At 69.9% G+C, this 17,712-nt stretch carries 20 protein-coding genes; 12 read left to right on the plus strand and 8 right to left on the minus strand.

Annotated elements, in window-relative coordinates; translation table 11 throughout:
* Positions 1-20 precede the first annotated feature (20 nt).
* Positions 21-884 (plus strand): ion transporter, encoded by an 864-nt coding sequence (locus tag HOV77_RS04125; RefSeq protein ID WP_290857786.1) that lies wholly within the window; start codon positions 21-23, stop codon positions 882-884.
* Here the strand turns inward: HOV77_RS04125 and HOV77_RS04130 are convergent.
* Entirely contained in the window at positions 881-1,513 is a 633-nt protein-coding gene (locus HOV77_RS04130) for an HAD family phosphatase (RefSeq protein WP_290857835.1), read from the minus strand. The genes HOV77_RS04125 and HOV77_RS04130 overlap by 4 nt on opposite strands.
* A gap of 88 nt (positions 1,514-1,601) precedes the next feature.
* Here HOV77_RS04130 and HOV77_RS04135 point away from each other — a divergent pair, with 88 nt between their 5' ends.
* On the plus strand, positions 1,602-2,327 hold the full coding sequence (locus HOV77_RS04135; RefSeq protein WP_290857787.1) for a PIG-L deacetylase family protein: 726 nt from the start codon (positions 1,602-1,604) through the stop codon (positions 2,325-2,327).
* Between the two features lie 88 nt (positions 2,328-2,415).
* On the opposite strand, the gene HOV77_RS04140 is transcribed toward HOV77_RS04135, so the two are convergent.
* Entirely contained in the window at positions 2,416-3,174 is a 759-nt protein-coding gene (locus tag HOV77_RS04140; RefSeq protein ID WP_290857788.1) for a GNAT family N-acetyltransferase, read from the minus strand.
* 252 nt (positions 3,175-3,426) lie between these two features.
* Between HOV77_RS04140 and HOV77_RS04145 the strand changes: the two genes are divergently transcribed.
* Positions 3,427-4,254 (plus strand): enoyl-CoA hydratase/isomerase family protein, encoded by an 828-nt coding sequence (locus HOV77_RS04145; protein ID WP_290857789.1) that lies wholly within the window; start codon positions 3,427-3,429, stop codon positions 4,252-4,254.
* A complete protein-coding gene (locus tag HOV77_RS04150; RefSeq protein ID WP_290857790.1) occupies positions 4,251-5,372 on the plus strand; it encodes an MBL fold metallo-hydrolase in 1,122 nt (373 codons plus the stop codon). The genes HOV77_RS04145 and HOV77_RS04150 overlap by 4 nt, the downstream gene beginning before the upstream one ends.
* A gap of 89 nt (positions 5,373-5,461) precedes the next feature.
* Here the strand turns inward: HOV77_RS04150 and HOV77_RS04155 are convergent, their stop codons facing one another.
* On the minus strand, positions 5,462-7,819 hold the full coding sequence (locus HOV77_RS04155; protein WP_290857791.1) for a glycoside hydrolase family 2 protein: 2,358 nt from the start codon (positions 7,817-7,819) through the stop codon (positions 5,462-5,464).
* A gap of 48 nt (positions 7,820-7,867) precedes the next feature.
* Between HOV77_RS04155 and HOV77_RS04160 the strand changes: the two genes are divergently transcribed.
* Complete coding sequence (locus tag HOV77_RS04160; RefSeq protein WP_290857792.1) at positions 7,868-8,641, plus strand: pentapeptide repeat-containing protein; 774 nt, start codon at positions 7,868-7,870, stop codon at positions 8,639-8,641.
* A gap of 145 nt (positions 8,642-8,786) precedes the next feature.
* Here the strand turns inward: HOV77_RS04160 and rnhA are convergent, their stop codons facing one another.
* Both rnhA and HOV77_RS04170 read right to left on the minus strand, forming a co-directional pair.
* Positions 8,787-9,245 (minus strand): ribonuclease HI, encoded by a 459-nt coding sequence (rnhA, locus tag HOV77_RS04165; RefSeq protein WP_290857793.1) that lies wholly within the window; start codon positions 9,243-9,245, stop codon positions 8,787-8,789.
* Positions 9,246-9,269: 24 nt separating this feature from the next.
* On the minus strand, positions 9,270-9,680 hold the full coding sequence (locus tag HOV77_RS04170; RefSeq protein ID WP_290857794.1) for a DUF2000 domain-containing protein: 411 nt from the start codon (positions 9,678-9,680) through the stop codon (positions 9,270-9,272).
* Positions 9,681-9,729: 49 nt separating this feature from the next.
* Between HOV77_RS04170 and HOV77_RS04175 the strand changes: the two genes are divergently transcribed.
* Genes HOV77_RS04175 through HOV77_RS04185 form a run of 3 tightly spaced genes read left to right on the plus strand, consistent with a single transcriptional unit; the run spans position 9,730 to position 11,734 of the window.
* Complete coding sequence (locus tag HOV77_RS04175) at positions 9,730-10,608, plus strand: AraC family transcriptional regulator (RefSeq protein ID WP_290857795.1); 879 nt, start codon at positions 9,730-9,732, stop codon at positions 10,606-10,608.
* On the plus strand, positions 10,605-11,108 hold the full coding sequence (locus HOV77_RS04180) for a sigma-70 family RNA polymerase sigma factor (RefSeq protein ID WP_290857796.1): 504 nt from the start codon (positions 10,605-10,607) through the stop codon (positions 11,106-11,108). Before HOV77_RS04175 ends, HOV77_RS04180 begins: the two co-directional genes overlap by 4 nt.
* A complete protein-coding gene (locus tag HOV77_RS04185) occupies positions 11,105-11,734 on the plus strand; it encodes a hypothetical protein (protein WP_290857797.1) in 630 nt (209 codons plus the stop codon). The genes HOV77_RS04180 and HOV77_RS04185 overlap by 4 nt, the downstream gene beginning before the upstream one ends.
* Before the next feature lie 12 nt (positions 11,735-11,746).
* Here the strand turns inward: HOV77_RS04185 and HOV77_RS04190 are convergent, their stop codons facing one another.
* Positions 11,747-12,358, minus strand: a complete 612-nt coding sequence (locus HOV77_RS04190; RefSeq protein WP_290857798.1) for a TetR/AcrR family transcriptional regulator — start codon at positions 12,356-12,358, stop codon at positions 11,747-11,749.
* Between the two features lie 85 nt (positions 12,359-12,443).
* Here HOV77_RS04190 and HOV77_RS04195 point away from each other — a divergent pair, with 85 nt between their 5' ends.
* Positions 12,444-13,907, plus strand: a complete 1,464-nt coding sequence (locus HOV77_RS04195) for an FAD-dependent monooxygenase (protein ID WP_290857799.1) — start codon at positions 12,444-12,446, stop codon at positions 13,905-13,907.
* Positions 13,908-13,911: 4 nt separating this feature from the next.
* On the opposite strand, the gene HOV77_RS04200 is transcribed toward HOV77_RS04195, so the two are convergent.
* Entirely contained in the window at positions 13,912-14,760 is an 849-nt protein-coding gene (locus tag HOV77_RS04200) for an alpha/beta hydrolase (protein WP_290857800.1), read from the minus strand.
* A 70-nt stretch (positions 14,761-14,830) separates the two neighbouring features.
* Here HOV77_RS04200 and HOV77_RS04205 point away from each other — a divergent pair, with 70 nt between their 5' ends.
* Together HOV77_RS04205 and HOV77_RS04210 are read left to right on the plus strand one after the other, a co-directional pair.
* The gene (locus tag HOV77_RS04205) at positions 14,831-15,331 is read left to right on the plus strand and encodes a DUF456 domain-containing protein (RefSeq protein WP_290857801.1); all 501 of its coding nucleotides are present in this window, start codon (positions 14,831-14,833) and stop codon (positions 15,329-15,331) included.
* Positions 15,332-15,519: 188 nt separating this feature from the next.
* A complete protein-coding gene (locus tag HOV77_RS04210; RefSeq protein ID WP_290857802.1) occupies positions 15,520-15,924 on the plus strand; it encodes a hypothetical protein in 405 nt (134 codons plus the stop codon).
* Positions 15,925-16,038: 114 nt separating this feature from the next.
* Here the strand turns inward: HOV77_RS04210 and HOV77_RS04215 are convergent, their stop codons facing one another.
* On the minus strand, positions 16,039-17,277 hold the full coding sequence (locus HOV77_RS04215; protein WP_290857803.1) for an MFS transporter: 1,239 nt from the start codon (positions 17,275-17,277) through the stop codon (positions 16,039-16,041).
* A gap of 43 nt (positions 17,278-17,320) precedes the next feature.
* Between HOV77_RS04215 and HOV77_RS04220 the strand changes: the two genes are divergently transcribed.
* Positions 17,321-17,674, plus strand: coding sequence for a MerR family transcriptional regulator (locus HOV77_RS04220; RefSeq protein WP_290857804.1), 354 nt, complete (start codon positions 17,321-17,323; stop codon positions 17,672-17,674).
* Positions 17,675-17,712: the final 38 nt, after the last annotated feature.

A 17,712-nucleotide genomic window follows, 5' to 3' on the forward strand; every position in this document is an offset into this window, starting at 1 on the left:
CGGTTTGGTATTTTCCGCGGGTGAGTTTGCGGGAGAGATCACGGCAGCTGGTCGAGTCCCGGGCCTTCCAGTACTTCATCACCGCCGTCATCCTCGGGAACGCGGCGACTCTCGGCCTGGAGACCTCGCCGGTTCTGCACGAGCGGTACGGCACCGCGCTGCACGTCATCGACGTGTCGGCGCTGACGATCTTCGTGGTCGAGCTGCTGTTGCGCCTGTTCGTCCACGGACTGCGGTTCTTCCGCGATCCGTGGAACGTGTTCGACCTCGCGATCGTCTCGGTCGCGCTGGCCCCGGCCTCGTCCGCGTTCACCGTCTTGCGGGCAATGCGAATCCTGCGGGTGCTCCGCCTGGTCTCGGTGGTGCCGAGCATGCGCCGCGTCGTCTCGGCGCTGCTGACCGCGATGCCCGGCATGGTCTCCATCGCCGGACTGCTGGTCCTCGTCCTCTACGTCGCGGGCGTGATGGCCACGAAGCTGTTCGCGCACACCGCGCCGGAGTGGTTCGGCTCGCTCGGCCAGTCGATCTTCACGCTGTTCCAGATCATGACCGGCGACAGCTGGTCCGAAGTGGCCCGCGAGGTCATGGCCAAACAGCCGCTGGCCTGGATCTTCTTCATCGGATTCCTGGTCGTCTCGGCGTTCACCGTGCTCAACCTGTTCATCGCGGTGGCGGTCAGCGCCATGGAGGCCGAGCACCGGGCCGAGGAATCGGCCGCGGAGTCGGCCGCGGAGTCGGCCGCGGAGTCGGCCGCGGAGTCGGCTTCGGCTGCGGACGCTGCCTCGGTCCCGGCTCAGGACCGGGCGGTGCTGGCCGAGGTACGCGCGCTGCGAGCCGAACTGCGGGAGCTGCGCGAAGAGCTGAAGGAACGGGAGCCCGTCTAGAAGTTCGTCAGGTACGCCAGGTCCACCCCGGACAGCGTGGTCAGCAGGTGTGCCCCGAGATCGCCGGGCAGCTCGACCTCGCACGGTACGCCGATCACCCGGGCGCCGGCCGCGACCGCACTGCGTACGCCGGAACTCGAGTCCTCGATGGCGACGCAGCGCTCGATCGGTACGCCGAGCAGCCGGGCCGCCGTCAGGTAAGGCTCCGGGTGCGGCTTGGCCCGGCCGACCTCGTCACCGCATACCACCACGTCGAACGGGCCCAGCGTGTCCAGCGCGATCTTCACCAGCCGCCGCTCGGTGGAGGTCACCAGGGCCGCCGGTACGCCCGCCGCGCGTACCTCGGCGAGAAGCTCCTGAGCGCCGGGCCGCCACGGGAGTCCCTGAGCGAACAGTTCCCCGGTCAACGCCACGAGGCGCTCGGCGCTGACGGCGTAGTCCCGGTGCTGCTGGCCGAGGTCGGTGTGGAAGATCCCCATCGAGGTGGGCATGTCGGTGCCGACCATGCTCAACCGGGCGGCGTCCGACAGCACCCCGCCGTACTCCCCGGCGAGCTGCTGTAGCGAGATCGCCCAGAGCTGCTCCGAATCGATGAGCGTTCCGTCCATGTCGAAGAGCACCGCGGCCAAGGTCACGTCTTCGATCATGCCTGGTCGGCCGCTGCCCGGTCCGGCTCGTCCGGCCCGTCGGTGGCGGAGGTCACGCTAGGCTCGCGCTGTGAACCAGCTGGAACCCATGCCCGAGGACTGGACCCGCGCGCTCGCCATCGCCGCGCACCCCGACGACCTGGAGTACGGCGCGGCCGGGGCGGTCGCCCGATGGACGGCTACCGGCAAGGACGTCCGCTACGTGATGGTGACCCGAGGCGAGGCCGGCATCGACGGGATCGCGCCCGCCGAGTGCGCCCCATTGCGCGAAGCCGAGGAGCGGGCCGGCGCGGCCCTGGTCGGCGTGGAGGTCGTCGAGTTCCTCGATCATCGCGACGGAGTCATCGAGTACGGCGTTCCACTGCGCCGGGACCTGGCCGCCGCGATCCGCCGCCACCAGCCGGAACTGGTGATCACCGGGAACTACCACGACAGCTGGCCGGGCGGCGGCTGGAACACCCCCGACCACCGCCACACCGGCCGGGCCGTGCTGGACGCCGTCGCCGACGCCGGGAACCGCTGGATCTTCCCCGAACTGGCCGAGGAGGGCCTCCAGCCGTGGAGCGGCGTCCGCTACGTCGCCGTCGGCGGATCACCCCACCCGACTCACGCGGTGGAGATCACGGGAACCCTGGACCGGGCCGTGGCTTCCCTGGAGGCGCATTCCGCGTACCTGGAAGGGCTGGGCGACCACCCGATGGCCTCGGCGCGCGGCTTCCTGGAGTTCCTCGCCGACCAGGTCGCGCCGGCCTTCGGCGGACGACGGGCGACCGCGTTCGAGCTGGTCCGCTTCTAACGCTTCCGCGTTGATCATGAACTTTGGGGGTCCGACACGCCGTCCGGTGGGACCTTAGGTTCATGATCAACGCGAACCAGCGTGAGGGTCAGGACTCCAGGGCGATGTAGAGGCGCTTGCCGGTCGGCACGTAACCCACGCGCTCATAGACGCGCCAGGACTCGTCGCCCGACGCCTCCAGCCACGCGCCCTCGACGCCCCGGGCGAAGACCTCACGGGTGATCGCGGCGGTGATCGCCCCCGCGATGCCGCGCCGCCGGAACGGCTCGGTCACCGCGATGCCCGCGACCTCGGCCACGCCCTCGCTCGGGGACGACGCCTGGCCACCCCCGACCACCACGTCGTCGGCCTGGCTGCGGGCCAGCCGGACCACTCCGCCCCGGGCGACGGTACGCCGGGAGCGCTCGATGTCGGCCGGGCCCACCTCGAAGGCGTCCCCGAAGGCGGCGCCCTGGGCCGAGATCATGCCCCAGTAGTCGGCGTCGCTGACAGGTTCGGCCACTTCGACGCCCTCGGGAGTGGGCACGTCGACGAACGTGTCGGGCGTGCACACGAGGTACTCGTGCCGGGCCTCCACAGTGAACCCGGCCGCCAGGAGCTGCCGCTCCAGGTCGGGCGCTGTGTTGGCCACGTACTCCAGGCGCGGCATGCGATCGGCCGATCGGAACGCCGCAACCAGGGCGTCGACATCAGCCGCCGTGATGGTCTCCCCCGGGCGCGGAGTGGCGTAGTTGATGTACTTGCTCGGCGTATCGGGATCCAAGCCGAGGACGAACGGGCCGGCCTGGACGACCTGTGGCCGGGCGGAGAGCTGGGCGACGACGGAACGCTGGACGTTCATGTCCATGATCAACTTCAAAACCTCATCTGAGAAAGAGTCTGCGGAAATAGGCACGGGAAGAACACCGGGCTTGGGGCCGCCGCAGAATGAGGCGCGCGCCTGAGTGGATCAGGCCGTGTGCGCGCGGCGGCCGCTGAGGCTCGCCGTGATCATGGACTTCATTCCCTTGGAAAGTAGGGATCGGCCGGTACGCCGATCGGGAGAAGAGTGCCACCAAGATCGGCACACTGTCAACCCCGGGTCCGATAGCGTGAGCCCATGAGGATTCCAGCGCTCCCGCCGCAGTTGCGCCTGAGCGCCGAGGGGCCGATCGCGACCCTGGTCGTGGACCGGCCGGACCGGCTGAACGCCTTCACGCTCCAGATGTGGTCGGCGCTTCCGGAGGCGGTCGCGGCCGTCGAGGAGGACCCGGCGGTACGCGTACTGGTGATCCGGGGTCCGTCGGGGGGCCCGTTCTCCACCGGGGCGGACATCGACGAGTTCACCACCGTACGCCGGGAGCCCGCCGACGCGGCGGCGTACACCGAGGTCGTGCAGCGGGCCGAAGCAGCCGTGTCGGGGCTGTCCAAACCGGTCGTGGCGCTGATCGAAGGCTGGTGCGTCGGTGGCGGCTGCCAGCTGGCGCTGGCCTGCGACGTACGCATCGCCGCCGACGGGGCGTCGTTCGGGATCACCCCGGCGAAGCTGGGCATCGTCTACCCCCTGAGCTCGACCGCGCGCCTGGTCCACACCGTCGGGCACGCCGCCGCCCGGTTCCTGCTCATGACCGGCGAGGTGGTCGACGCGCCCCGGGCGCTGCGGATGGGGCTGGTCGACGAGGTGTGCGCGCCGCACGCGGTGCAGCGCCGGGCGTACGCGCTGGCCCGCACGCTCGCCGGGCGGGCGCCGATCTCGGTCGCCGGGGCGAAGGCGCTGATCGACCGGGTGCTCGCCGGGCAGGAGACCGACGACGGCTGGACCCGCGATCTGTACACCGCCTCCTACCACAGTCCCGAGTACGCCGAGGGCGTCGCCGCATTCGGCGAGCGCCGAGTCCCGGACTTCCACGAATGCGCTTGGCCCAGCCTGGGTAGGGTCGAGGCATGAGTGGTACGCGGAAGGGCTGGGGCGTCGTCGGTTTGGCCGCCCTGGCGGGTGGGGCGGCGCTGGCCTGGTTCGGCCGGGACGTGCCGCGGGCGATGGGCGGCAAGGTCTCGGGCGAGCGGGCCGAACGCGTGCGCCGGTCGCCGCAGTGGCGCGACGGGCGGTTCCAGAACACGATCCCGACCCTGACCATGCCGTCGAACACCGCCAAGCTGGCGCACGACGCCTTCTTCGGCGGCCAGGTACGCCGGCCCAAGCAGGACATCCCGATCGTGGACGCCGCCCCGTCGATGGACGCCAGTGGGCTGCACGTCACCTGGTACGGGCACGCCTCGGTGCTGGTGGAGATCGAGGGCGCCCGGGTGCTGATCGATCCGATCTGGAGCGACCGCTGTTCGCCGTCGCAGGAGATCGGGCCGAAGCGTCTGCATCGGACCCCGGTCGCCGTGGACATGCTGCCCGACGTCGACGCGATCCTCATCTCGCACGACCACTACGACCACCTCGACATGGCCACCGTCCAGGAGCTGGTCCGCTCGCAGGACGCGCCGTTCGTGGTGCCGCTCGGCGTCGGCGTGCACCTGGAGGCGTGGCAGGTGCCGGCCCACCGCATCATCGAACTCGACTGGCACGAGGACGTCACACTGCCCCGCGACGGCGGCGACCTGCACCTCGTGTGCACGGCCGCGCGGCACTTCTCCGGCCGCGGGCTCAAGCGAGACGGCACGCTCTGGGCGTCCTGGGTGATCGAGGCGGGCGAGCGCAAGGTGTTCTACACCGGCGACTCCGGCTACTTCGACGGGTACGCCGAGATCGGCGCGCAGCACGGCCCGTTCGACGTGACGCTGATTCAGATCGGGGCGTACGGCGACGCCTGGCCGCACATCCACATGTTCCCCGAGGAGGGCGTGGCCGCCCATCTCGACGTACGCGGGGGGCTGATGATCCCCGTGCACTGGGCGACCTTCAACCTCGCCTTCCACGACTGGGCCGAACCGGTCGACCGCGTCTGGCTTGAGGCCAAGGCCCGAGGCGTGCAGCTGGCGATCCCCCGCCCCGGCGAACGGATCGACGTGGACGCTCCGCCGCCGGTCGACGGCTGGTGGCAAGCGGTCGCCTGACCCGCCCCCGCGGGCGGTCGCTTGACCCGGCCCCCGCGGGCGGTCGCCTGAACCGCCCCCGCGGGCGGTCGTCTGAACCCAGCGGCCGCCTAGCGCCGGTCGTTGACGCAGCGCAACACGGGCGCGCTGGTCAACGCCGCCAGCGGCGCGTCCGCCGGCAGACCGGTGACCCGGAAGGTGAAGCTCTCCCCCGGCAGCAACGTGACGAGCTGCTCGTCCACCGTGGCCGCGGGGTCCACCCGGTCGGGGAACAGGCACAGGTCCCGCAGGAAGGTCCCGGCGATCACGGTCACGAGGACGTCGCCGGCGACCCGTGACGCCGTCGCCTCGAACGCCGCGGCCGGATAGGCCAGCTCCTTGTCCCGCCCGAAGAACCACCAGGCGTCCTCGGCTACCAGACACTCCCCCGGGCTGGGCTCCAGCAGCGACTCCGGGAGCGGGATCGTCACCGATCCCCGCGCGGGCACCACGACGTCCACATCGAACGTCGCGATCACGTCTCCGCTGAACGACACTCGGCGTACGGGGACTTGGAGCGCCCAGGCGGAGTCCGATTCGTTGACGGCCGCCAGAACTCCGGGCTGGAAGGTCAACAGCCGATCCGCATAGGACCGGCGCAACGCGTACCAGAGCGGTTTGCGGCGGCCGTCCCCGTCGACGGCCGACCACGAGATCACCGGCCAGCAGTCGTTGAGCTGCCAGACGATGGTGCCCATGCAGTACGGGCGCAACGAGCGGAACCACTCGACACCCAGCTGGATCGCCCGCGCCTGGTTCACCTGCGTCAGATAGTGCCAGTCGTCGATCCCCTCGACCGGGCCGAAGTGCTCGTCCAGCGCCCGGCGCAGCTTGCCCTCGCCGCCGCCCGCCTTCTGATGAGTGAACGCGGAGGCTCGCTCCAAAGTGGAGTACGCTGCGGGAGCCTGGAAGCCGAACTCGGCCACGAACCGCGGCTTGTAGGAACGGTAGTGCGCGTAGTCGTGGGTGTTCCACACGTCCCAGATGTGCGTCGACCCGTACGCCGGATCGTTCGGGTGCCGGTCGTCGGCTCCGGTGAACGGACCACCCGAATACGGGCTGGCCGGCCAGTACGGGCGGGTCGGATCGAGCTCGGCGACGATCGACGGCAGCAGCTCGAAGTAGTACCCGCTGCCCCAAGTGCGCCCGTCGAGATCCGCCTGCCAGCCCCAGTCCCGCCAACCCCAGACGTTCTCGTTGTTGCCGACCCACATGATCAGACTGGGATGCGGCGTCAGCCGGGCGACCTGCTCCCGGGCCTCCGCCTCGACCTCGCTGCGCAGCGGCTCCTCCTCCGGGTACGCCGCGCACGCGAACAGGAAATCCTGCTCGACCAGCAGACCGAGTTCGTCGCACAGGTCGTAGAACTCGTCGGACTCGTAGATCCCGCCGCCCCACACCCGGATCAGGTTGACGTTGGCCTCGCACGCGTCGGCCAGGCGATCGGCGTACCGGGAACGGTCGACGCGCGTGACGAACGCGTCCTCCGGGATCCAGTTGACGCCGCGCACGAAGACCGGCACATCGTTGACGACCACCGTGAACGCGCTGCCCGATTCGTCCGGCGTCGTGTCGAGCCGGAGGTCGCGGAAGCCGATGCGACGCTGCCAGGTGTCCAGCTCGCGATCACTCTCAGTGAGCGTCACCGTGAGGTCGTGCAGCGTCGGCTCGCCATAGCCGCGGGGCCACCACCGAGCCGGGTCCGGCAGCTCTAGGCGTACAACTCCCTGATCGGTGTCGATGAGCTGGAGCTGAGCGCGGATATTCCCCACCGCGGCGGTCACGGTGAGCGGCGTCTCAGCCGCGCGCTCGGCGCGGACATGGACCTCGACGATGCCCACACCGTCACGGATCGTGACCAGAGGACGGACCTCGGCGAGTCGCGCGACGGACCATGTCTGGAGGCTGATCGGCCGCCAGATGCCCGCAGTGACGAGCGTCGGGCCCCAATCCCAACCGAAATTGCACGCCATCTTGCGCACGAAGTTGAATGGCTCGGGATACGAATTTGGCCGATCGCCGAGCTGTTCGCGCAGCTCATCGGTGTACTTGTAGACGTCGTCGAAGCGCACCTCCAGCCGGTTGCGACCCTCGCGCAGCGCCGCGCGGGCATCGAACCGGTAGGACCGGTGCATGTTCCGGGTGTCACCCAGCGTGACATCGTTGAGGATCACGGTCGCGACGGTGTCCAGGCCCGCGCACACCAGGTCCGCGCGCTGGTCACCCTGGTCGCTCCAGTCGAAATCCAACTGGTACGCCCACTGGCTGCGTCCGATCCACCCGGTCTTCACCTCGTTCTCGCCGAGGAAGGGGTCGTCGATGAGCCCGGCGGCCATCAGGTCGGTATGCACGCAGCCGGGCACCGAGGCCGGAACCGGCCCGTCGAGCGAGTCCGAATGCAGCGTCCAGGGGCCGTTGAGCTCAATCACGCCCCCACCCTAGCCGGGTCATGATCAGCGGCCGGTACGCTGGTCGGGATGAGTTTCCGGGAGCGTCTGCGCGCCGACTGCGCCTCGTGCGTCGGCCTCTGCTGCGTCGCACCCGCGTTCGCCAAGTCTGCGGACTTCGCGATCACCAAGCCGGCCGCCAAACCGTGCCCGAACCTGCGTGCCGACTTCCGCTGCGGCATCCATTCGCGTCTCCGCGAGTCCGGCTTCCCGGGTTGTACGGTATTCGACTGCTTCGGCGCGGGTCAGCACATCACGGCGGCCTTCGGCGGACGGAGCTGGCGGGACGAACCCACGATGCTGGCCGCCTTCCCGGTCATGCGGGACCTGCACGAGCTGCTCTACTACCTCTCCGAAGCGCTGAGCATGCCCGCTGCCGCGCCGCTGTATCCCCAGCTCACTGCGATGCTCGAGAAGGTTTCTCAGCTCGCTTCGTCGCTTGACCCTTCGGCTGACCCTGCTGTGCTCCGTGCAGAGGCGAACCCGCTGTTGCTTGAAGCCAGTTCCCTGGTACGCCGTCCAGCCGGCCCCGATCACCGCGGCGCTGCCCTGTTCGGCGCCTCCCTTCGGGGCGCTTCGCTGCGCCGCGCGTCGCTCCGCGGCGCGACGCTGGTCGGGGCCGATCTGCGGCAGGCCGATCTCCGGGAGGCCGACGTCATCGGGGCCGACTTCCGGGGTGCCGACCTTCGAGGAGCCGACCTGACCGGGGCGCTCTTCCTCACCCAGGCTCAGCTTGACGCCGCTCGCGGCGATTCGCGTACGCGCGTCCCCGGCGCGCTTCGCCACCCCGCCCGCTGGGCGTGATCCCGGCGCGCTCCATGACCCGCCCACTGGGCGTAATCTTGAGCGCACCATGATCAGCGGAAGTTTCGCGGTGTGATAACCCCGCAAAAGCTCCGCTGATCATGCGGTACGCTGCGCGCGGCGCGCGACCCCCGCACGGCACGCGTCAGACGGCGCGAGACTCCGCCATCCCGCGGTTGGCGAGCGCGTCAGCCCGCTCGTTCCCGGGATCGCCGGCGTGCCCCTTCACCCATACCCACTCGATCTGGTGCGCCTTGACGGCCGAGTCCAGCCGTTGCCACAGGTCGGCGTTTTTGACCGGCTTCTTGTCCGAGGTCTGCCACCCGTTGCGTTTCCAGTTCGGCAGCCACGACAGGATGCCGTTACGCAGGTAGGAGCTGTCGGTGTGCAGGCGTACGGTCACCGGCCGGGACAACAGTTCGAGCGCCTGGATGGCGGCCATCAACTCCATGCGGTTGTTCGTGGTCTGCCCGCCGTCGCCGCCCCAGATCTCCTTCTCGTGATCGCCCCAACGCAGGATCGCGCCCCAGCCGCCGGGGCCGGGGTTGCCGCTGCATGCGCCATCGGTATAGATCTCGACGATTCGCGCGTTCACCTCGGCCATGGGCGAAACCTACCCGACCGCAGGTCATGGGTGCAGCGCCGCCCCCTTGCAGATCTTGTCCACAACGGATCGTGGCCCGTGCAACGCTATCCCGACCAGGTTCAGTTCGGCTCGGGGCACCGCCGCGACGGCGGCCCGGTTGTCCACGTCGTCGCCGGTTTTGAAGAGTTCCTCGGTGAACACCGTGATCGCCAGCCCGCGCTCCAGCGCCCGTTCGTGCGCTTGAGTGAGCACCACCGCGTCCCCGGCATAGACCATCACCGGCTGGCGGAACATCGGCAGGTACGCCGTGCCGTCGGCGTCGGCGTACGGCTCCCCGATCAGCGCCGGATCGTTCGCGGCGACTCCGCTGACCAGGAACGCCGTGACGTTCAGCCGCTGCCAGGTGGCCAGGTCGTCCCGCAACAGCACCGCGATCTTCGTGTCGAACTTCATGCCACCAACGGTGTCGGAAAGTGCACGGCAATTCTTGTACGTTCTTGGCATGCAAGCCGTCTCCGCCTGGCGCCCAGCGGTGCCGGGCGTCGCGGAGGTCTTCCATGCCCGGTTCGACCGGCACGCGTACCCGATGCACACGCACGAGACCTGGACGCTGCTGATCGTGGACGACGGCGCGATCCGCTACGACCTGGACCGCAGCGAGCATGGCGCGGTCGGCACGACGGTGACGCTGTTGCCGCCGGATGTTCCGCACGACGGTCAGTCCGCGACCGATGGAGGTTTCCGCAAGCGCGTCGTCTACCTCGACCGCGCGGTGCTCGGCGACGCGCTGATCGGCACGTCCGCGGGCCGACCGGAGTTCCGCGATCCGTTGCTGCGCACTCGGCTGGACCAGCTGCACAGCGTCCTGGCCGGGCCGGAGACGCTCGAGGCCGAGAGCCGTCTCGCGTTCGTCGCGGAGCGCCTGCGCGGCCATCTCGGCGTTCCCGAGCCGACCGGCTCCGCGCCGCCCCGGCTCGCGGCGGAGCTGCGGGATCTGCTCGACAGCCGGGTCAAGGCCGGGGTCACTCTCCAGGAAACGTCGGAGTCGCTGTTCGCGCATCCGACCCATCTTGTACGCAGTTTCACGCGCGCGTTCGGCCTGCCGCCGCACGCATACCTGATGGGACGGCGGATCGCGACGGCCCGGGCCTTGCTGCTGGCCGGCCGACGTCCGGCTGAGGTGGCGATCGAGGCCGGCTTCTTCGACCAGGCGCACCTGAACCGGCACTTCGTGCGGCATGTGGGCGTGTCGCCCGGCAGATATGCTCGCCCACCCGGTAACCCCAGCGCCCCAGGCGGACATCTCCAGGTATGGAACTCAACGACGCGGCCGCTCGACGGCGGTTCGAAGGACTCTTCGACGCCCACTATGCGGAGTTGACGCGTTTCGCGACCCGTCGGGTAGGCGCCGACGCGGCCGGCGACATCGTCGCCCAGACGTTCCTCATCGCCTGGCGCCGGTTCGCCGAACTGCCGCCCGATCACGCCCGAGCCTGGCTCTACTCGACGGCGCGGCAGGTCGTCGCCAACGAACTACGGGGGCGTACGCGCCGGGAAAGGCTCGCCGCCAAGGCGGCTTCCGGCAGTGACGCCGAGGTGGCCGACCATGCGGGACAGGTCGACGAGCGACTTCGCGTACGCGCGGTGCTCGCCCAGCTGTCCCCGGCCGACGCCGAAGTCCTGCGGCTCGTCGAGTGGGAGGGGCTGGACGTGGCCGAGGCGGCTCTCGTCCTGCGCTGTACGCGTACCGCGCTGAAGGTGCGCCTGCACCGGGCGCGCAAGCGCTTCGCCCAGCGGCTGCTGGCGGCCGAGGAGCAGGACACGACAGCGATCCGGCGCACCCGACCGACCATCGTTCCCGGAGGGAGCACCACCTCATGACCGATCCCCTGGAGCGGCTGCGCGCCGCCGATCCCACCCGTACGCTCACCGACCCCGATCCACGCGGCCCAGAGGCGCTCGCCCTGCTCGACCGGGTCCTCGACAGTCCGGCCGAACCGGCTCCGAAACGCAGCCGCCGCCGGCTGGTCGCCGGGCTCGCTGCCGCCGCCGTGGCCGCCGGAACCGCGACGTTCTTCCTCGCCACGCCGGCCGCCGCGTACACCGTGGACAGACGAGCCGACGGGTCGGTGGCCGTCTCGTTCCGCGCCGAACGGCTGAAGGACACCGCCAAGCTCAACGCCGAGCTGGCCCGGGCTGGAGCGCGTACCGTCGTGATGCGGATGGTCTCCGCCGCCAAGTGCGGCGAGAAACTCGACATGGATCCGGCGTTCCCGTTCCTCACCACGGCCACGCCCGAGGTTCTGGAACGTTATCCCGTGTCCTTCAAGGTTGCCGACAACACCGTGATCATCACGATCCAGCCGGAGAAGATGCCGGCGGCGGACACCCTCTCGTTCGGGTACGCCATGCGCAAGGATTCCGACGGGATGACCACCATCGTCGTGCCGGCCGTCGTGCGTACGCTTCCCTCCTGCATGGCGATCCCGGAGCGACTGCCCCGCTGACCGCTGTGGCTCTCAAGCCGGGCGATGAGCGCGGACGATGAGGTCGGCGGTGTCCTCGGCGATGGCATGGCGTTGCCGGGCCGTCAGCGGTCGTGTTCCATAACCGCTGGCGACCCGGCCCTCCGTGATCAGCAGGTACGCGAACTGCCGAGCGGCCCGGGCCGGATCGGGCACCTGAAGAGCACCTGATTCGCCGCACCGCCGAAAGTACGCCGTGAGCTCGTCGTCGAGGTGCGGGGCGGCGCTGTCGCCCCAATGGCGGCCGAGTTCCGGATGGTTGACCACCTCGGCGATGGTCAGGCGGTGCAAGGCGGCCAGGGTCGGCGACAACGCCGAGGCGAGGATGCGCTCGCCCATGCGAGTGAGATCGCCAAGCGGATCGCCGGTTTCCGCCACCGGACGGGCCGACGCCGGGACGCCGTCGTCGCGCGCGGCAGCCAAGGCCGCGATGAACAGGGCCTGCTTGTCGCCGAAGTGGCGGTAGACCGTCTGCTTGCCTACGCCCGCCGCGGCCGCGATGTCGTCCACGCTCGCGCTGAAGCCCGAGCGCAGGAACGCCTCGATGGCGGCGTCGAGGATCGCTTGGCGCTTCTGCGCGGACGGCATACCTGTCACGGCGATCACGATACCCGACTCTAGACGAGACCATCTCGTCTCGTTATGGTGAAGACGAGACGCGACGGTCTCGTCTTAGTTGGGAGGAACGGCCATGGACACCGACATCGTGATCGTCGGAGCCGGCCCGGTCGGGCTACTGCTCGCCGCCGAACTCTGCCTCGCCGGCGTACGCCCGATCGTGCTGGAGCGCCTGCCCGCACCGGGCGAGCAGCCCAAGGCCCGGGGCATCGGGGTGCTGGCCGCCGAGGCGCTGCGCCGCCGGGGTCTCGGCGCGGACCTCGACCGCGAGCATGAGCAGGGCCTCGCCGCTCTCGCCCAGGACCACGGCACCACGAAGACGCACTTCGCCTGGATCCACAAGATCGATCTGGACGCGGCCGATCCCGGCCGGCGCGGCGCGCTGATCGGCCAACCGGCGCTGGAGAAGCTGCTCCGTCACCATCTGTCCAGCCTCGGCGTCGAGGTTCATTACGGCTTCGCGGTCACCGGCTGGCACGACGACGGCGACTCGGTCACCCTCGACCTCGACACGCCCACCGGCCACCGCCGGATCACCGCCGGATACGTGGTGGGCTGCGACGGCGGCCACAGCACCGTGCGCAGACTCGCCGGCTTCGGCTTCCCCGGCACCGCGCCGACCATGACCATCCGGTACGCCCACGCCGCGGTCTCCGGCCGCGACCAGCTGCCGCCGCCCGGACGGCTGCCGGGAGGCACCCTGTTCCACGACGACGGCATGATCGCCACCTTCGACTTCGGCGACACCGCGTACGACCGATCGTCGCCGCTGTCCGCCGACGAGATCCGCGAAAGCGTCCGCCGTGTCGCCGGAGCGGACGTCGGCATCGCGGAATTCCATGGTGGCCTCCGCTTCACCGACCAAGCCCGTCAGGCCGACACCTACCAACTCGGCCGGACGCTGCTGGCGGGCGACGCCGCCCACGTCCACTCCCCCAACGGCGGCCAGGGCCTCAACCTCGGTCTCCTGGACGCGATGAACCTCGGCTGGAAACTCGCAGCCACCGTTCGCGGCACCGCACCTCAGAACCTCCTCGCCAGCTACACGACCGAACGGCACCCAGTCGGTGCGGCGGTGCTGCACAACACCCGCGCACAGTCAGCCCTGCTCGCACCCGGGCCACATGTCGACGCCCTGCGGGACGTCATGAGCGACCTCATGGATCTGCCCGAGGTGAACCGGCTCATCGCGCGCCTGCTTTCCGGAATCAGTCATCGGTATGCCTTGCCTGGCGCTGCCGCGCACCCGATCGCCGGAACCTCCTGCCCACCGCTGACCGTCGACGGCATGCCGTTGGAGCACTTCACCACCGACGGTCGACCGCTCCTGGTGCATCCGGACGCCGACCACCTCGATCTCGGCGTACGCGTCAAGGCCGTCACGGCGAACGTGCTGTCCGGCGAGAATCTGGCGGCCGTCCTGTTGCGTCCGGACGGAGTCGTCGCCTGGGCTGCCTCCCACGGCGAAGACCTGGAGCCGCCCACGTTGCGCGAAGCCGTCGACGCCTGGTTCTGCGGCGCGTCGACGGCAGCATGAGCTGTCAGGAGGTGTGGCGCAGCAGCGCAGCCACGACGACGGGCCACGTCACGCGCGGTACGCCCGGCCCGATTCCCGGCAGCGTGAGCAGGGTGGCTCCGAGGATCTCGGCGGCCAACGCGACGCCGTTTCCGAGCGGGAAGAACGGATCCTCCTCCCCGTGGATCACCAGCGTCGGCGCGGTGATGTCGCCGAGCCGTTCGCGCCACCGCGGCCGGCAGTCGATCGCCGCGAACGTGGTGCCGAGGTGGCTCGCCCGCTGCGCCGCCCCGGTACGCCCCGCCCGATCGAAGACCGCCTCAGCAGTCGCACGTGCGTCCTGTTCGGTGAATCCCGCCGAACCGGACAGCAGCCGGGCCGAACCGATCATGTAGTCGACGACGTTGCTGCGGTCCGTCCAATCCGGTGCCGGTCGTCCGAAGAGCCGGCCCATCACCTCGGGGTCGTGATCGGGCAGATCCGGATCGACCGGCCCCGGGGCGACCGGACGGGTCGAGACCAACGTCAGCGAGGCGACCTGATCGGGGTGGTCGAGTGCGAGCAGCTGCGCGATGAAACCGCCCACGCCTATCCCGGCGATGTGCGTACGCCCCAAGCCGAGCGCCTTCAGCAGCTCCGACGCATCGGTGACCAGATCACGCAGGTCGTACGCGGGCGCGTCCGGATCGGCGTACGTCGACTGGCCGGTGTCGCGCAGGTCGTAGCGCACCACGTATCGCCCGGCCAGCGCCTCGCACAGCTCGCCGGGCCAGCTCAGCATGGTGACGCCGACCAACAGCACCGGCGGCCCTGCCGGGTCCCCGAAAGTCTCCACGCACAGCTCGACGCCGTTGACCTTCATCAGTTGCCTCATATCGTTAAGACGACGTAGCGCCCGAGAACTCATCGCGCCGGGTTGGCGCGGACATGCGAACCTGGAAACCGTGGACCTGACCGATACGCAGAGCACGCTGACCTTCGTCTGCGCCTTGGCGATCCTGATCGGAACCGTCGGAGTCGTGGTTCCCATCATCCCCGGCCTGATCCTGAGCTGGGCCGCAGTCCTGGTCTGGGCGTTGTTCTCCGACGCGGGTTGGGGACGCTGGCTCGTGCTGTTCATCGCCACCTTCGTCGCCCTGGCCGGCACCGCCGCCAAGTACGCCTGGCCCGGCCGCCGCCTCAAGCAGAGCGGCGTGCCGAACTGGTCCATCATCGCGGGCGGCCTGCTCGGGATCGTCGGCTTCTTCGTCGTCCCCGTCGTCGGCCTGCCACTCGGCTTCGTCCTCGGCATCCTGCTCGCCGAATGGACCCGCCAACGCGACTTCAAACCCGCCTGGACCGCCACCTGGCACGCCGTCAAAGCCGTCGGCCTGTCCATGCTGATCGAACTCGCCGCCGCGCTGATCATCGCCGTCACCTGGGTCGTCGGCGCGATCGCCGCCTGATCAGCAACTCGACCGGCTTCTTTGAAACGCCAAGCGATGGCGCGTCGGCAACCTGTTCGCCGGGCTTCAGCCCACGATGGCACGCCGTGTCGGGCGGCGTGACAGCCCGACGACGGGCCCGTGACAGGACGGCGGCCGATCGTAGACGCATCGAGAACGAAGCCGGCACGACAATGAAGGAGCACGACATGTCCATCACCCTCTCCGCTCAGGACAAGCTGACCCTGCGTTCCGGCGCGTACGGCGCGGTGTCGCTGCTCGCGGCGGCCGGCGCGGTCGGCGGTTCCGCCCACAAGATCGCGACCAACGGTTCGCTCGCCCTCGCCTCGGCCACCGGCCCGGTCGGGCACGTGCTCGCCGAGAAGCGCGGCGGCATGGATCTCAGCGGCAAGTCGGTCGCCGAGCTGGCCGACAAGGTCCTGCCGGCGCTCACCGCGTCGATGAGCCTGCTCAAGGCGCAGGCTCCGGCCGAAGCCGACAACTACCGGGGCATCGTGCTGATCGCCGTCGAATCGGCGCTCGGCGACCGGCAGCCCAGCCCAGTCCTGGCCGACATGACCCGCAAGATCACCGCAGCGCTCGACGCCGCCTGACGGGCGGTCCCCCGGGGCTCGAATCCGAGCCCCGGGGACGGCTGATGCCGAGCCGCCACGGCATTCTTGACGAACCGGGCCGCGTCCGTCACACCGGCGCGGTGTGACGGACGATCACGCCTTGGGTGTCTGTGCAGTCCAACTACGTTCGATGTAGGCGCACAGGAAGCCCGCCAACGTGACGATGAGCGCGAGGACGACCCACCCGGGCTTGCCGACGTCCACACACAGGGTGATGACGACCGCCGGCGCGACCGCCTCGACGAAGCCGTGGCCGAGCCCGATCATGCCCTGATACTGGCCTTGGGCCTCGGGCCGGGCGAGCGCGAAGGAGAGTTCGAAGGTTCCGGCCGCCTGCCAGACCTCGGCCAGCGAGTGCACCAGCACCGCGATCAGCAGTAACGCGACCGTCGCCCAGACGGGCGGACCGGACGCCATGGCCATGAGGATCCAGGAGGCGAGGAACAGCGGTCCCGATCGCGCGAGCAGCCGGGCCGCGGTCCGGGGGCCGTCGATGGAACGGGTCGCGGGGACCTGCGTCACCGCAACGGTGACTGCCGCGACGACCAGCACGAGCGCCGCCATCGAGCGTGGCGCGGCCGTCCGGAGCACGATCCACACCGGAAGCGCCTGAACGAGGACCCAATACTGCAGGCTCGCTACCGACGACGCGGCGGTCAGGCCGAGATAGTGCCGATCACGAAGCACGAGCCATCGACGCTGGACGGCGGCCGCCGCCGTCCGAGTAGGCGCCAAATGCGGCAGCCGGGCGAGCACAGCCGCAGCAACCAGGAACGTCGCAGTGTCGGTGAGGACCATCGCCGTGTACGCCGGGCGGGTGTCGATGGTAAGGACGGCGGCCGCGCCGAGCATCCCGACCGCTAGTCCGGCGTTGGTGACTGCGCGCAGGTAGGTTCGCAGCGCCGCGCCCTTGCCCGGCTCGGCCAGCACACCGATCATCGCCCCGCGCGCACTGCCCGAACCGGCTCGGCCGATCGCGGCGACCGCCGCAACCAGGATCAACGTCCACAGATCGCGCACGAGCAGCAGACCGAGGCTGGCTGCCGCCTCGACGAACATGGACGCGATGACGACTTCGCGGGATCCCCGGCGGTCGGCCTGATCACCGATGAACACTCCAGCGCCAAAACCGATCAGCGAGCCGGCGGTGAGGCCGACCCCGGCGGTGGCCGGGCTCAGTCCAGCCGAGCGGATGAGGAAAATCGTGCCCGCGGACAGGAACAGACCCATGCCGACGGTGTTCACGAGGGTCGACAACGCCATCAACCGCTGTCGGGGATCTTGGGGACTTCGCAGGTCGTCGCGCAGTTTCGTCAGCTGGTCGATCGGCATGGCTGAACGGTAAGGTTTGACACCCGTGTCAAGGTCAAGGTGGATGATGCTGATCAATCAGTTGGCCCGGCGCAGCGGCGTCAGCACCCGGGCGCTGCGGCACTACGACCGGCTCGGGCTGTTGTCCTCGCGGCGGCTGGCCAACGGGTACCGCGACTTCGACGAACTTGCCGTCGAGGAGGTTCGCCGGATCCGGCTCCTTCTGGAAATCGGGCTCGGCCTGCAAGCCGTCTCCCAGCTGCTGCCCTGCTTCGCCCCCGATGGAGCGCTGACGGCGTGCCCGACCGCGCGCGAGCGGCTGCGTGGTCAGATTCGCGAGCTCGACCGGTCCATCGCCGAGCTTGAGCGAACCCGTGGACTGCTGTCCGGCACCCTGGAGCAGCTCGTCGAGGCATAGACGCGGTGTCGCCCAGCGGTCGCGACGACGGCTGCTGC

This window comes from Hamadaea sp. (genome assembly GCF_013362815.1).
In the GTDB taxonomy this organism is placed as follows: domain Bacteria; phylum Actinomycetota; class Actinomycetes; order Mycobacteriales; family Micromonosporaceae; genus Hamadaea.